This window comes from Azospirillum sp. UENF 112521 (assembly GCF_058780665.1).
In genome coordinates this window covers 163,848-178,338 of record NZ_JBSNCI010000002.1, presented here as the reverse complement: position 1 = coordinate 178,338, position 14,491 = coordinate 163,848, and the positions used below count along the sequence as shown (strand labels likewise).

Genomic DNA, 14,491 nt, shown 5'->3' with positions numbered 1-14,491 from the left:
ATCCGGGATCACTCCCATGAGCGCGTTCGATCTTTCCCCGCTGTTCTTCAGCCTGTCGGTCATCAAGCAGGATTACCTGCTGATCCTCGGCATTGCCCGGAGCGGGCTCCGTTCGCTCCGCGCCGGCCGAGCATTCTCCCTGCGGCATTAGCCGTCCGGCGGCGACCGGACGTCCAGACCAGCGCAATCGCCATACATCGCCAAGCCGCCGCTTGCATTGCGGCCTCGCGCACCCCAAAGCTTAACCCCATGACGTCGTCCATGGCTTCGGCCACTCACGCTTCGGCGGGCGGCGGTCTCGGGCGGGGGGGCCGTGTGGTCGCCGTGCTGGGGCCGACCAACACCGGCAAGACCTATCTGGCGATCGAGCGCATGCTCGGTCACCGGTCCGGAATGATCGGCTTTCCCCTGCGCCTGCTGGCGCGGGAGAACTATGACCGCATCGTCGGGATCAAGGGGAAGAACGCGGTCGCCCTGGTCACGGGGGAGGAGAAAATCCTGCCCCCCAACCCGTCCTACTGGGTCTGCACCGTCGAATCGATGCCGCTGGACCGTGCGGTCGATTTCCTGGCGGTGGACGAAATCCAGCTCTGCGCCGACCCGGAGCGCGGCCACATCTTCACCGACCGGCTGCTGAACGCCCGCGGCATGGTCGAAACGATGGTGCTGGGATCCGATTCGATGCAGCCGATGATCCGCCGGCTGGTGCCGAAGGCGGAATTCATCAGCCGGCCGCGCTTCTCGCAGCTGACCTATGCCGGCCACAAGAAGCTGACGCGCCTGCCGCCGCGCTCGGCCGTCGTCGCCTTTTCCGCCACCGACGTCTATGCCATCGCCGAGATGATCCGGCGCCAGCGCGGCGGCACCGCCGTGGTGCTGGGCGCGCTCAGCCCGCGCACCCGCAACGCGCAGGTCGGGCTCTATCAGGCGGGCGAGGTCGATTATCTGGTGGCGACCGACGCCATCGGCATGGGGCTGAACATGGACGTCGACCATGTCGCCTTCGCCCGCATCGTCAAGTTCGACGGCTTCGCCCCGCGCCGCCTGCGCCCCGCCGAGGTGGCGCAGATCGCCGGCCGCGCCGGCCGCCACATGCGCGACGGCACCTTCGGCACCACCGACGAGGTGGGGGAGCTGGACGCCGACCTCGTCACCCGCGTCGAGAACCACGAGTTCGAGACGGTCAAGGCCTTGTCCTGGCGCAACAGCGAGCTGCGCTTCGACACGCCGGGCTTCCTGCTGAAATCGCTGGAGGAACGGGCGCCGCTCGCGGAGCTGTCCCGTGTGCGCGAGGCCGACGACCATCTGGCGCTCCAGGCGCTGGTGCGCGATCCCGACATCATGGATCTGGCGCGCGGCCGCGACGCCGTGAAGCTGCTGTGGGAGGTCTGCCAGGTCCCCGACTTCCGCAAGGTGCTGTCGGATGCCCACACCAAGCTGCTCGGCCAGATCTTCCGCAGCCTGCGCACGCCGCTGCGCCGGCTGGACGACGATTGGGTGGCGAAGCAGGTCGCCCGGCTCGACCGCACCGAGGGCGACATCGACGCGCTGGTCGCCCGCATCGCCCACATCCGCACCTGGACCTACATCTCCAACCGGCCGACCTGGCTGAAGGACCCGCTGCACTGGCAGGAACGCACCCGCGCCATCGAGGACCGGCTGTCCGACGCCCTGCACGAGCGGCTGACCCAGCGCTTCATCGACCGCCGGTCCGCCACGCTGGCCCGCACGCTGAAGGACGGGCGCTCGCTGCTGGGCGGCGTGCGCGCCGACGGCGAGGTGGTGGTGGAGGGGCATGTCGTCGGCAAGCTGGAGGGCTTCCGCTTCGTTCCCGACGCGCCCGACCGCTCCGACGAGGCAAAGTCGCTGCTGACCGCCGCCCGACGGGCCTTGCGCGACGAGCTGGCCAAGCGGCTGCGCGCCTTCGAGGCGGAGCCGGACGACGCCTTCGCGCTGGAGGCCGACGCGGTGCTGAGTGCGGATGGCCTGCCGGTGGCGCGGCTGGCCGCCGGCCAGTCGGTGCTGGCGCCGCTGGTGGTGCCGTTCGACGACGGCATGCTGGACCAGGCCCAGCGCGAGCGGGTGCGGGCACGGCTGGAGCGCTGGCTGAAGGACCACATCGCCGCCCGGCTGAAGCCGCTCTTCGCGCTGTCCGCGGCGCAAGGGCTGTCGGGGGCGGGGCGGGGGCTGGCCTTCCAGCTGGTGGAGGGACTTGGGGTTCTGCCCCGGCAGCCCGTCGCCGACATGGTCGAGCGGCTGGAGCGCGAGGACCGCAAGGCGCTGACCGGGCTGGGCGTCCGGCTCGGGGTGTCGCACCTCTATCTGACCGCGCTGGCCAAGCCGGCGGCGGTGACCTTGCGCGGGCTGCTGTGGGCGGTGTCGAAGGGCCATCCGCTGCCGGTGCCGATCCCGCCGCCCGGCCGGGTGTCTGTCGAGGCGCCGCCGGTGAAGGAGGGCGGCGCGCCGCCCGGCTTCTGGGAGGCCATCGGCTATCCGCTGGCCGGCGGGCGGGCGCTGCGCGTCGACATGCTCGACCGGCTGGAGACGGAGCTGCTGACCGCGTCCAGAGCCAATGCACCGATCCGCGAGGTGGCGCTCGGCCAGCGCGTCGGCCTGTCGGCGGAGGAGCTGGGGGCGGTGCTGGCCGGGCTCAGCTATGTGCGGATGGTGGCCGAGGATGGCGCGGTGACCTGGAAGCGCAAGCGGCCCTCCCGCCAGCAGCAGGGGAACCGGCAGCGGCGCGAGAAGCTGACCAACGAGGACCATCCCTTCGCCAAGCTGCGGCAGCTGTCGGGGATGTGAGGGGGCATGACGACCACAGGACACCAGACCAACAGACGGAAACGCCCATGAGCAACACCGACAGCGAAGACTCCACCCCCGGCCGGCTGCGGATCGACAAGTGGCTTTGGTATGCGCGCTTCTTCAAGACGCGCAGCCTCGCCGCCAAGCTGTGCAACGACGGGGGCGTGCGGCTGTCGGGGGCGGTGGTGACCAAGGCGCATGCGGCGGTGAAGCCGGGCGACGTGCTGACCTTTGCCCAGGGGCGGCACATCCGCGTCATCAAGGTGGTGGCGCTGGGCAGCCGCCGCGGCCCGGCGCCGGAGGCCCAGGCGCTGTACGAGGATCTCGCCCCTCCCGTGCCGGAGGAGCGCCTGCAGGATCCCTACCGCGCGCCGTTCCAGCCGCCGGGCGCCGGGCGGCCGACCAAGCGCGACCGCCGGGCGATCGACGCCCTGCATGGTGACGGCCCGATGGGCGATGGGCCGATGAGCAATGTTTGGCAAAGTGAGACCGATTAGGCGGCGATGCTGATTGTTGCTCGAAAAAAGTGAGACCGCCTCTTAAACGGAGGCGGGACCACCCCCATCTGGGAAGGCTGGATAACCGACCAGATGCGACAAGCGAGCACGATCATGAGCGAGAAGACCCGACCTTCGAGCCTTTCCGCCCCCTCTTCAGCGAAGCGCGGCGCCCGCGCTGCGACCGCCGTGGCGGTTGCGCTGGTGATGGCGCTGGCCGCCGGAACCGCCGACGCCCGCGCCGGCAAGAGCAGCTCGTCCGGCAGCCGCGGCAGCCGCACGACCGAGGCGCCGGCCGCCACCAGCACCGCCCCCAATTCCGTGTCGCCGATGGAGCGTTCGACCGCCCCGGCGGCGTCGCCCGGCATGCAGCGCCCCGGCGCCGCGGCCACCGCCCCGGCGGCGGCCCCCTCGCGCGGCTTCTTCGGCGGCGGCTTCATGTCGGGCCTGATGGGCGGCCTGATCGGCGCCGGCATCGGCGCGATGCTGTTCGGCGGCGGCTTCTTCGAGGGGTTGGGCAGCTTCGCCGGCATCCTGGGCTTCCTGCTGCAGATCCTGCTGGTCGTCTTCCTGGTCCGGCTGGCCATGCGCTTCTTCCGCAACCGTTCGCAGACCGCCAACACCGCGGCGTCCGGCGGTCCGCTCGGTGGAAACCGGCCGGCCTATGCCGGCGGTCCGCAGGGCGACCAGATGAACCGCGAGGCGGCCGACGCCGGCTACAACCCGATGGGCAACCGCGGAATGGGTGGCGGCAACGCCGGCCCGGCCCAGCGCCGTCAGGCGGCCGACGAGATCGGCATCCAGCCGGCCGACTTCGAGTCGTTCGAGCGGCTGCTCGTCACCGTCCAGACCGCCTACGGGCGTGAGGATGCCGAGGCGCTCCGCGCCGCGACGACGCCGGAGATGTTCTCCTACTTCAACGACGATCTGGCGGAGAACCGCAGCCGCGGCGTGGTCAACAAGGTCAGCGACGTCCGCCTGCTCCAGGGCGATCTGGCCGAGGGCTGGCGCGAAGGGGCGCAGGAATACGCCACCGTCGCCATGCGCTTCGCGCTGACCGACGTCACGGTGGACCGTGCCAGCGGCAAGGTGATCGAGGGCAACGCCTCGCAGCCGACCGAGGCGACCGAGTTGTGGACCTTCGTCCGCCCGCGCGGCGGCCAGTGGCAGCTGTCGGCGATCCAGCAGGCCAGCTGAGGCTTGCGGGTATCGGGAATGCGAAACGCCCCGGCCATTGGCCGGGGCGTTTTCGTTTGTGCGGATTATGCCCTCTCCCGCCCCGGGATCCCCTCTCCCCCCGGGGAGAGGGGGATTTAGGGAGAGGGAGGCTCAATTCGTCGGCAGCACCACGGCGTCCGTTGCGCGGAAGCCCAGCCGCACGGTCTCGCCGGGGACGAAGGCCGGCTCCTGGCCCAGATGCGGCATCTGCACGGTCAGGCCGCCGTCGAGGAAGGCGTTGACGAAGGCGCCCTCGAAGTCGCTGTGGCTGACGCGGGCGCTCAGGCTGTTGTCGCTCTCGCCCGCTCCCGGACGTGCCGGCGCCAGACGTTCCGGCCGGACATAGAGGGTGGCGCGGTCGCCCACCGCCAGCCCGCGCGGGTTGCGCCCGCGCAAGGCCCCGAAGGCGCTGTCGAGCACCGCCCAGCCGTCGGCCGCCTGCGTCACCCGCCCGGCGAAGCGGTTCGCCTCGCCGACGAAGGACGCGACGAAGGCGGTTTCCGGGTGGTCGTAGATGGTCTTGCCGTCGCCCACCTGCTCCAGCACGCCGCGCGACATCACGCCGATGCGGTCGGACATGGTGAGCGCCTCGCCCTGGTCGTGGGTGATGTAGATGAAGGTGACGCCGGTGCGCTTCTGCAACTCGCGCAGTTCGGCGCGCATGTGCTGGCGCAGCTTGAGATCCAGCGCCGACAAGGGTTCGTCCAGCAGCAGCACCGCCGGTTCCACCGCGAGCGCGCGGGCGATGGCGATGCGCTGGCGCTGGCCGCCGGACAGGTCGGTCACCCGCTTGTCCGCCGTGTCGGGCAGCGCCACCAGCTCCAGCAGCTCGCGCACGCGGCGCTTGCGGTCGGCCGACGGGACGCCGCGCACCTCCAGCCCGAAGCCGATGTTGTCCGCCACCGTCATCAGCGGGAACAGGGCCAGGTTCTGGAAGATCAGCGCGGTCGGCCGCTTGTTCGGACCGATCCCCTTCATGTCCCGGCCGCCGATGCGGACGGCGCCGTCGGTCGGCTCCATGAAGCCGGAGATCATGCGCAGGATGGTGGTCTTGCCGCAGCCGGAGGGGCCGAGGAAGCTGAAGAACTCCCCGGCCCCGATGGTCAGCGAGACGTCGCGGACGGCGACGGTGTCGCCGAACCGCATGGTGACGTGGTCGAGTTGGACGTCTTGGCTCATGGCCCCTGCTGTGTGCGGATCACGCCGCCAGGAAGCGATCCTGGTACTCGTTGCGGATGGAGACGTACCACGCCTCCTGGATCGGCCACCACCACAGCTTCTGCAGCGCGTCGCCGGGATAGGCGTCGGCGAAGAACTGCTTGTTGAGGTCGGTCAGGTGGGCCTCGGCGCCGACCGCGGTGCTGGAGATGCCGGAATGGTTGGTGTAGAGCGCGCCGGCCTCCGGCGTGTAGAACCAGTTGATCCAGGCATAGGCGTTGTCCAGGTTCTCCGCCTTCTTCGGAATGGCGAAGCCTTCCATCCAGGCGAGCGCACCCTCCTTCGGCGCCACGAAGCGGACCGGCAGCCCTTCCTTGCGGAGCGCCACCGCACTGCTGTCCCAGGTCTGGCCGATGACGCAGCCGTTGGCGCGGAAGGCGCCCTGGGCCTCGTTCTCGTTGGTCCAGAATTGGGCGACCGACTTCTTGTTGGCGGCGGCCACCTTGAGGATGGCGTCGAAGTTGGCGCGCGCCTTCGCCTCGTCCTTGAACTGGTCGCGGACCGGGTGCGGCAGCTTGCCCTGGCTTTCCAGCCACAGCGCGATGCCGATCAGCGAGGAATGGCCGCGCACCGTCACCTTGCCGGCGTTGGCCGGCGCCCACAGGTCGCCGTAGCTGGCGGTGCCGTAGGCGAGCGGCGCCTTCTTCATGTCGTAGGCCAGCGCCTCGGTGCCCCAGTCGGCCGGGGCGAAATAGCGCTTGCCGCCGACGACGCCGCCCATCCCGGCGGAGCCCTCGACCGACGATTTCAGGCAGCCGTCCCACTTCACCTTCGCCTCGTCGATCGGCTGCACCAGCTCGAACTCGACATAGTTCGGCACGCGGTCGACGGTGGGGTGGATGATGTCGAAGCCGGCGCCGCCGGTCGCCTTCAGCTGGTTCAGCAGCTCGTCGTTGGTGCCGTATTCGGTCAGGGTCGCCTTGACGCCGGTCTTCTTCTCGAAGTCGGCCAGCATGTCCGGGCTGATGTAGCCGGCCCAGGAGAAGATCTTCACGCTGCCCGACGCCGCCCGGCCCTCGCGCAGGACGAAGGGACCGACCGAGGCGACACCGGCGGCGGCCGCAGCGCTTTGCAGCAGCAGGCGGCGGGTGAAGCTCTTGGCGGCGCGCTGGGTCTCGGCGCTGGACCGCTGCGACTCGCTCTGGGCGTTCTCGATCTTGGACATGACGTCCGGTCTCCCTGGCTCTTGGATGGCGTTTTTTCAGGTTCCCCTGGCGGCGACTTCGCGCAGCCCCGCTCAAGACGCAAAGTGTGCCTGAGACAAAAGCCGTCCGTCCATGGGGGAAGATGAGGCTCCGCCAAACTTCATAGAGCCGTCACATGGGAAAAAGGGAGAACCCGGCAGGAGGATCGTCACATGACGTAGAAGCTCGCCTTCACCACCACGCCCTCGGCGCCGCGCAGCACGGTGCGGTTGCGGCCGCTGCGCTTGGCGAAATAGAGCGCCTCGTCGGCCTGGGTCATCAGGTCGTTGACCGAGACGGTGCCGCGGTCCAGGCACATGCCGATGCTGACGGTGAAGCCGAAGCCGGCGCCGCTACCGGTCTCCACCGTCAGCTCGGCGGTGGAGCGGCGGATCGCCTCGACCCGCGCCAGCGCCCCCTCCAGGTCGCCGGAGGGCAGGCACAGGCAGAACTCCTCCCCACCCAGCCGGCCGAGGAAGCCGCCGCCGGGCACCTGGGCGGCGCAATGGTCGGCGAAGCGCTTCAGCGCGAGGTCGCCATTGCCGTGGCCGTGGGTGTCGTTGATCGCCTTGAAATGGTCGATGTCGAACATGGCGACCGCCAGCGGCGCCCCGCCTTCCCTCGCGACACGGTAGGCCTGCTCCAGCCGCTCCATGAAATAGCGGCGGTTCGCCACCCCGGTCAGGTAGTCGGTGTTCAGCATCTCCACCATCACCCGGTGCATGCGGGTGATGCGCTCGCCGGCCCGCACGCGGGCGCGCAGCATCGGCAGGTCGATGGGCTTGGCCAGGAACTCGTCGGCGCCGGACTCGAAGGCCTCGACCCGCCGGGCCGTCTCGCTGTCGCCGGTCATCAGGATGGTGAAGGTGCGGTGCTGGTCGTCCGCCGCCCGGACATGCCAGCACAGCTCCAGCCCGGTCATCACCGGCATTTCCAGATCGGTGATGACGATGTGGATGTCGTGGCTGCGATAGAGGGCGAGCGCCTGTCCGCCATCCTTGGCGAGCAGAACGCGGTAGCCGCTGCTTTCCAGCTCTTCCCGGATCAGTTCACGAAAGAAATTGGAATCGTCGGCGACAAGAACAGTCGTTTCCACCAGCACACCCGTGTCGTCGGCGAAGAGTCCGTGCGCGCGGACCTTAACAGACTCCACGGTGCTATGGCATAGTGGCGTGGCAACACACCGTCACCGGTGGATTGAGCGCTCTTCAGCTTTCGAGCATGCGGCGCAGCAGCTCGACATCCTCGGCGAAGGACGGATCGGTGGCGCGCAGCTCGTCCACCTTCTTGACCGCATGCATGACCGTGGTGTGGTCACGGCCCCCGAACTTGCGGCCAATCTCCGGCAGGGAGCGGGCGGTCAGCTGCTTGGCCAGATACATGGCGATCTGGCGCGGACGGGCCACCGCGCGGGCGCGGCGGGCGGAATGCATGTCGGCGACGCGGATGTTGTAATGCTCCGCCACCCGCTTCTGAATCTCGTCGATGGTGACGCGGCGGTCGTTGGCGCGCAGCAGATCGTGCAGCACCTCCTGCGTCGTCTCCAGCGAGATGGACCGCCCGACCAGCTCGGCATGGGCGACGATGCGGTTCAACGCCCCTTCCAGCTCGCGCACGTTGGACGTGATCTTGTGGGCCAGGAACTCCAGCACCTTCATCGGGATGCTGGCCTGGAGCGCGTCGGCCTTGGCCTGGAGGATGCCGAGGCGCAGCTCGTAGGTGGTCGGGTGGATGTCGGCGACCAGCCCCCAGCCGAGGCGGGAGCGCAGCCGCTCCTCCATGCCTTCCAGGTCGGACGGGCTCTTGTCGGCGGAGATGATGACCTGCCGGTTCTGGTCGACCAGCGCGTTGAAGGTGTGGAAGAACTCCTCCTGCGTCGAGTCCTTGCCGCTGATGAACTGCACGTCGTCGATCATCAGCACGTCGACCGAGCGGAACTGCTGCTTGAAGGCCATCGTGTCCTTGAAGCGCAGCGCCCGGATGAACTGATACATGAACTTCTCGGCCGACAGGTACAGCACCTTGCGGTTCGGGTCGTTCTTGCGGATCTGCCAGGCCAGCGCGTGCATCAGGTGGGTCTTGCCCAGCCCCACCCCGCCATAGAGGAACAGCGGGTTGAAGGTCACGGTGGTGGCGTCGGCGACGCGCCTTGCGGCGGCGTGGGCCAGCTCGTTCGGCTTGCCGACGACGAAATTCTCGAAGGTGAATCGCGGGTCGAGTGCGGCCGACAGGTCGGACCGGTCCTCCAGAATCGCAGGCACCGCGGTCGGCGATTCGTCCGACGCCCCGCCATAGGAGGCGGATGTGTAGACGGTGGACGGGGCCGGCTCGCCGGAGAATCCGGACGGCGATCCCGAGAACGACCCCTGCGGCGGGGCCGGGCGGGGAGCCGGACGGGAGTCGGCGGCGCGCGAATCGAAGCCGCGAGAATCGAAACCGCGGGGCGGGGATGGGCGGTCGTCGTCGATGTCGTCATTGTCGGCGACGAGGGCCGCCGGCGGATTCGTGGAGGCGACGATGACGTCGATCGACTGCACTTCCGGATTCTCGCCGGACCAGAGGGCGCGGATGCGGTCGGCATAGTGGGTCAGCACCCAGTCGCGCATGAATCGCGTGGGCACGACGATGCACACCTCGCCGCCGATCAGGCTGGCGACGGACAGCGGCTGAAGCCAGCTCCGGTAGGCGATCTCGCCGACCTCTTCCTTCAGGCGTCCGCGAATGCGCGCCCACTGCTGATCCAACGACACGCCGACCGACATGCTCCCTTACCCCCGCTCCTTCCGCCGGCCGGCCAAAACCGGAATGGCCGCCGTCTGGTCCAGCCCGAAGGACTCCGGGCAAGGAAAAACCGAACGGAACACTATATCCAAAAAGCACACGCCGGAGTCGACGGGATTGAAAATCCCGCCCCAGGCGCGACAGCTTGTAAGTAAAAGAAGATCGTGCGAACGACCGGGACTCAACAAGCCCTGATCCGGCGTAAGACCTTCAGTATTTCACTGCTGTGTTCGGACGGACACAGAGTGTTGCATCACCCTATTTCGCCCGACCGAATGGACCAAAAGTCTAACCATGCCGCGGAAATCTGGCAATGGGACAGATGGCGAACGGCCCAAAAAGATAAAAACGTTCTCATTGACCGCATGACCGATCCCGAATCTCATACGCGATCCCAAGAACAATCTAAGACAATTGTCGAGCATCCGCACATTTACTTTAAACGCAAAAAGCCGCGCCCCGAGTCACGGGCGCGGCTTTTTGAAAGCAGCGTATGAAAGCTCTATCAGAGAGCCTTGATCGCAGCCGACAGACGCGACAGCTTGCGCGACACAGTGTTCTTGTGCAGCACGCCCTTCGACACGCCGCGCATCAGCTCCGGCTGAGCGGACTTGAACGCCTCGGCGGCGGCGGACTTGTCGCCGCTCTGGATCGCGCCCTCGACCTTCTTGACGAAGGAACGGATGCGGCTGACGCGGGCACGGTTGACTTCCGTGCGACGCTCGGTCTGACGAATGCGCTTTTCAGCGGACTTATGATTGGCCATGGAAACCCTACTCCGAACGACACGGCTGTCGTGATGCGAGCGCGCCTTATACGCGGCAGCGCACCGCGAGTCAAGGCGTGGACGCCCGATGATTTTGACTAATCGTACTTCAACGACATCTTGATGGGATCTGGACCGTCCCCCGCAAGATGCAGGGGACGGCTCCAGCGGCAGAGTCGAAGCTGGCGCGACGACTCAGCGGTTCTTCCAGCCGGCCTGGCGCTTCTCGGCGAATGCGGCCATGCCTTCCTTCTGGTCTTCGGTGGCGAAGGTCGAGTGGAACAGGCGGCGCTCGAAGCGGATGCCCTCGGCCAGCGTCGATTCATAGGCGACGTTGACCGCCTCCTTCGCCATGGCGATGACCGGCTGCGACAGCGAGGCGATCTTGGTGGCGACCTTCACCGCCTCCTCGACCAGCTCGGCGGCCGGGACGATGCGGGAGACGAGGCCGCAGCGCTCGGCCTCGGCGGCGTCGATCATGCGGCCGGTCAGCACCATCTCCATCGCCTTGGACTTGCCGACGAAGCGGGTCAGGCGCTGGGTGCCGCCGGCGCCGGGGATGGTGCCGATGGTGACCTCGGGCTGGCCGAACTTGGCGGTGTCGGCGGCCAGGATGAAGTCGGCCATCATCGCCAGCTCGCAGCCGCCGCCCAGCGCGAAGCCGGCGACCGCGGCGATGGTCGGCTTGCGGCACTTGGCCAGCCGCTCCCACTTCGCGGTGATGAAGTTGGAGTTGTAGACATCCATATAGGAGAAGCCGGCCATCTCCTTGATGTCGGCGCCGGCGGCGAACGCCCGCTCCGACCCGGTGACGACGATGGCGCCGATGGCTTGATCGGCCTCGAAGGCGTCCAGCGCCTGGCCCAGCTCGGTCACCAGCTGGTCGCACAGCGCGTTCAGCGCCTTCGGACGGTTCAGCGTAATCAGCCCGACCGGGCCGCGCGTCTCGACGAGGATGGTTTCATAGGACATGGTGGCGGACATGGCTGCAGCACTCTCCCGATGGGGCGAGCCCGGTTGCTTCCGGGACTCGTGGTTGTTGAGGGTGTTCGATGGCGACGAATGGCAAGGGCTGCCGCGAGTATGGCGGGTGTTCCCGCGATCAGCGCGGCGTCAAAGTGAAGCGGACGGCTGTCCCGGTGGCGGTCCCAGTGGCGGTCCCGGTGGCGGCTTTCGCCTTCTGGGCGGCCTGCGGGAACTCCAGCCGCAGCTCCTCGCCGTCGCGGACGAAGACGCGGTCGGCGGTCCGGCGCCAGCCCAGCTGCGGCAGGGTCTGGTCGTAGAAGGCCAGCACCGCCTGTCGCGGCACCTCGCCCGACAGCACGGCCTGGACGATCCGCCCACCCGGCTTGTCGAAGACCAGCGGCTCCGATTCGGCGGACGCCAGCCCGGGCATCACCGGCACATCGGTGGTGCCGGGGACGAAGGGCCCGGACTCGGCTGCGGCAAGCTGGGCCGCCAGTGCCGAAGGAATGGGAATGAGGAAGCTCCCCAGGCCCGCAACTGCGGGGCCGGCAAGGAGGAAAGCGGCGGACGCCGCCCGGAGCATGGCCGGTAGAGCCGTCATGCCCCAGCTATATCACCGTTGGCGCGCCGCACAAAAGAAAGTCGAGCGGCCCGACTGTACAATCCGCTGAACGCCCCCCGTCCGGGCACGGTCGCAGTCGCAGTCGGGGCAACCCTCCCCCTCCCGGTCGTAGACGGCGAACTGGTGCTGGAAATAGCCCAGCTCTCCCGACGCCTGCCGGTAGTCGCGCAGCGACGAGCCGCCGGCGGCAATCGCGCGCTCCAGCACCTCGCGCACCGCGACGGCGAGGCGGTCGACCTCTGCGGGCGTCAGGCTGGCGGCGGTCCGGGTCGGCAGGATGCCGGACTGGTAGAGCGCCTCCGACACATAGATGTTGCCCAAGCCGGCGACGATGCCCTGGTCGAGCAGGGCGGCCTTGATCGGGGTGATCTTGCCGGCCAGACGGCGGGCGAGGTCGGGGCCGGAGAATTCGTTGCCGAGCGGCTCCGGCCCCAGGTTGCGCAGCATCGGGTGGTCGCCCAGCGCGTCGGCCACCGTCAGGTCCATCAGCCCGAAGCGGCGGGCGTCGTTGAAGGTGACGATGGTGCCGGCATCGGTCTCGAACACCACATGATCGTGCTTGTCGAAGGCGTCGGGGCGTTCCGGCGCGATGATCATCCGGCCGGACATGCCGAGATGGGCGATCAGCACGCCGCCGTCGTCCAGATGCATCAGGATGTATTTGGCGCGCCGCCGCACCGACGTGACCACACGCCCGGTCAGCCTTTCGCAGAAGCGCGGCGGAAAGGGGATGCGCAGGTTCGGCCGCCGCTGCTCCACACGGACCAGCCGCCGGCCTTCGAGATGCGGGGCGAGGCCCCGGCACACCGTCTCGACTTCGGGAAGTTCAGGCATCGGCAGAGTGTGGGGTGGGAGGGGGATTGGTGCAAGGGCGGTTGCCTGAAGAGTGCGGGAGCGGCGGGCAAGATCTCCACGGATTTCACGGATTGAAACACGGATTTCACGGATGTGGCGTCCCGAAGCCGCTGCTGCCGGAACAGTCCCAAGCGGCGCCAAGCTCAAAAAAAATCCGTGAAATCCGTGTCTAAATCCGTGAAATCCGTGTCGATCTTGCCCCACCTCAGCGATTCCCCGAAGCTCCCGTCACCGATACTCTTTAAACCGCTCCGTCGCCTGGATCAGCGCGGCGCGGATGCCGGGCTCCATGGCGGAATGGCCGGCGTCGGGGACGATGCGGTAATCGGCTTCCGGCCAGGCGCGGTGCAGCGCGTCGGCGGAGATCACCGGGCAGACGATGTCGTAACGGCCCTGGACGATCACCGCCGGCAGATGGCGGATGCGGTCGACGTCGCGCAGGAGCTTGTCCTCCGGCGTGAAGCGGTTGGAGCGGAAGTAATGCGCCTCGATCCGCGCCAGCCCCAGGGCGTGGCGGTCCTCGCCGCTGGCCGCGATCAGGTCGGGCGACGGCAGAAGCGAGGAACAGCTTCCCTCATAGATGCTCCACACCCGGGCCGCGGCCATGCGCACCGCCGGGTCGGACGAATCGAGCCGCTTCCAGAACGCCTCCAGCAGGTCGCCGCGCTCGTCCTCCGGGATATGGCCGGCGAAGGCGGCCCAGGCCTCGGGGAAGAGGATGCGCATGGAATAGAGGAACCAGTCGATCTCGCTCTTCCGCATCAGGAAGATGCCGCGCAGGATCAGGCCCAGGCAGCGGTCCGGGTGGGTCTGGGCATAGGCGAGCGCCAGGGTCGAGCCCCAGGAGCCGCCGAACAGGTGCCAGCGCTCGATGCCGAGATGGCGGCGCAGCGTCTCGATGTCCTCGACCAGCCGCTCGGTGGTGTTCTCGCGCGTTTCGCCCAAGGGCGTGGAGCGGCCGGCGCCGCGCTGGTCCATCACGATGATGCGGTAATGGGCGGGATCGAAGAAACGGCGGTGGGTGGGCGAGGCGCCGGCCCCCGGACCGCCATGCAGGAACATCACCGGCACGCCGCGCGGGTTGCCCGCCTGCTCCCAATAAACCGTGTGGATCCCGTCGACGGCAATCGTGCCGGTCTGGAACGGGTCGATGGGCGGATAGAAGTCGCTGCGGGGCATGGCCATGCATCCAGTGGTGCGGGCCCCGAGTGTAGTGGAGCCACCGGGGCTTGCGCCAGCGCGACGAGGCTCATCGGCGAACCCCCAAACGACAAAGGCCGCCCGGAGGCGGCCTTGGGTGTCGATCACTGTGCTTTTGGGAGGATGGCGCGCCCGAAGAGATTCGAACTCCTGACCCTCAGATTCGTAGTCTGATGCTCTATCCAGCTGAGCTACGGGCGCCTTATCCACAGAACTTGTCTGCCAAGCATCTCGCCGTCGAAGTATCCCCCGGCGTCGAGGCGCGCAACCTACTCAAATCCGTCATCGAAGGCAAGCGGTTTTCGCGAAGAAAAACACCGGAGCCCAGCGGCGGATTTCGACGATGTCCCAGACGACAAAGGCCACCCAGGAGGTGGCC

The 14,491-nt window shown here is 68.2% G+C and carries 13 protein-coding genes and 1 tRNA gene; 4 read left to right on the top strand and 10 right to left on the bottom strand.

The features are described 5' to 3' along the window. Positions 1-16: 16 nt before the first annotated feature. From ACWPN8_RS02970 to ACWPN8_RS02955, 4 genes are all read left to right on the top strand, one after another. Complete coding sequence (locus ACWPN8_RS02970) at positions 17-151, top strand: hypothetical protein (protein ID WP_282188094.1); 135 nt, start codon at positions 17-19, stop codon at positions 149-151. A gap of 110 nt (positions 152-261) precedes the next feature. Then, on the top strand, positions 262-2,802 hold the full coding sequence (locus ACWPN8_RS02965; protein WP_492239864.1) for a helicase-related protein: 2,541 nt from the start codon (positions 262-264) through the stop codon (positions 2,800-2,802). 47 nt (positions 2,803-2,849) lie between these two features. After that, positions 2,850-3,302 carry an RNA-binding S4 domain-containing protein gene (locus ACWPN8_RS02960; protein WP_492239863.1) on the top strand — a complete coding sequence of 151 codons (453 nt, stop codon included), beginning with the start codon at positions 2,850-2,852 and terminating at the stop codon, positions 3,300-3,302. Between the two features lie 114 nt (positions 3,303-3,416). Next, entirely contained in the window at positions 3,417-4,499 is a 1,083-nt protein-coding gene (locus tag ACWPN8_RS02955; protein ID WP_492239862.1) for a Tim44 domain-containing protein, read from the top strand. Positions 4,500-4,631: 132 nt separating this feature from the next. On the opposite strand, the gene ACWPN8_RS02950 is transcribed toward ACWPN8_RS02955, so the two are convergent. The 10 genes from ACWPN8_RS02950 to ACWPN8_RS02905 all read right to left on the bottom strand — a co-directional run bounded on the left by ACWPN8_RS02950 (position 4,632) and on the right by ACWPN8_RS02905 (position 14,313). Next, complete coding sequence (locus ACWPN8_RS02950) at positions 4,632-5,699, bottom strand: ABC transporter ATP-binding protein (protein ID WP_492239861.1); 1,068 nt, start codon at positions 5,697-5,699, stop codon at positions 4,632-4,634. A 19-nt stretch (positions 5,700-5,718) separates the two neighbouring features. Continuing rightward, entirely contained in the window at positions 5,719-6,903 is a 1,185-nt protein-coding gene (locus ACWPN8_RS02945; RefSeq protein WP_492239860.1) for an extracellular solute-binding protein, read from the bottom strand. Positions 6,904-7,091: 188 nt separating this feature from the next. Further along, positions 7,092-8,018: a GGDEF domain-containing protein gene (locus tag ACWPN8_RS02940; RefSeq protein WP_158285345.1), complete on the bottom strand. Its 927-nt coding sequence runs from the start codon at positions 8,016-8,018 to the stop codon at positions 7,092-7,094. 112 nt (positions 8,019-8,130) lie between these two features. Continuing rightward, positions 8,131-9,684 (bottom strand): chromosomal replication initiator protein DnaA, encoded by a 1,554-nt coding sequence (gene dnaA, locus ACWPN8_RS02935; RefSeq protein WP_492239859.1) that lies wholly within the window; start codon positions 9,682-9,684, stop codon positions 8,131-8,133. A gap of 524 nt (positions 9,685-10,208) precedes the next feature. Continuing rightward, on the bottom strand, positions 10,209-10,469 hold the full coding sequence (rpsT, locus tag ACWPN8_RS02930; RefSeq protein WP_109095874.1) for a 30S ribosomal protein S20: 261 nt from the start codon (positions 10,467-10,469) through the stop codon (positions 10,209-10,211). Between the two features lie 195 nt (positions 10,470-10,664). Beyond that, the gene (locus ACWPN8_RS02925; RefSeq protein ID WP_109095875.1) at positions 10,665-11,441 is read right to left on the bottom strand and encodes an enoyl-CoA hydratase; all 777 of its coding nucleotides are present in this window, start codon (positions 11,439-11,441) and stop codon (positions 10,665-10,667) included. 130 nt (positions 11,442-11,571) lie between these two features. Continuing rightward, positions 11,572-12,036, bottom strand: a complete 465-nt coding sequence (locus ACWPN8_RS02920; protein ID WP_492239858.1) for a hypothetical protein — start codon at positions 12,034-12,036, stop codon at positions 11,572-11,574. A 12-nt stretch (positions 12,037-12,048) separates the two neighbouring features. Further along, positions 12,049-12,891, bottom strand: coding sequence for a bifunctional DNA-formamidopyrimidine glycosylase/DNA-(apurinic or apyrimidinic site) lyase (mutM, locus tag ACWPN8_RS02915; protein WP_492239857.1), 843 nt, complete (start codon positions 12,889-12,891; stop codon positions 12,049-12,051). A 249-nt stretch (positions 12,892-13,140) separates the two neighbouring features. Further along, positions 13,141-14,091 carry a prolyl aminopeptidase gene (pip, locus tag ACWPN8_RS02910; protein ID WP_492239856.1) on the bottom strand — a complete coding sequence of 317 codons (951 nt, stop codon included), beginning with the start codon at positions 14,089-14,091 and terminating at the stop codon, positions 13,141-13,143. A 145-nt stretch (positions 14,092-14,236) separates the two neighbouring features. Beyond that, positions 14,237-14,313: transfer RNA gene (locus ACWPN8_RS02905), tRNA-Arg, on the bottom strand. Between the last annotated feature and the right edge of the window lie 178 nt (positions 14,314-14,491).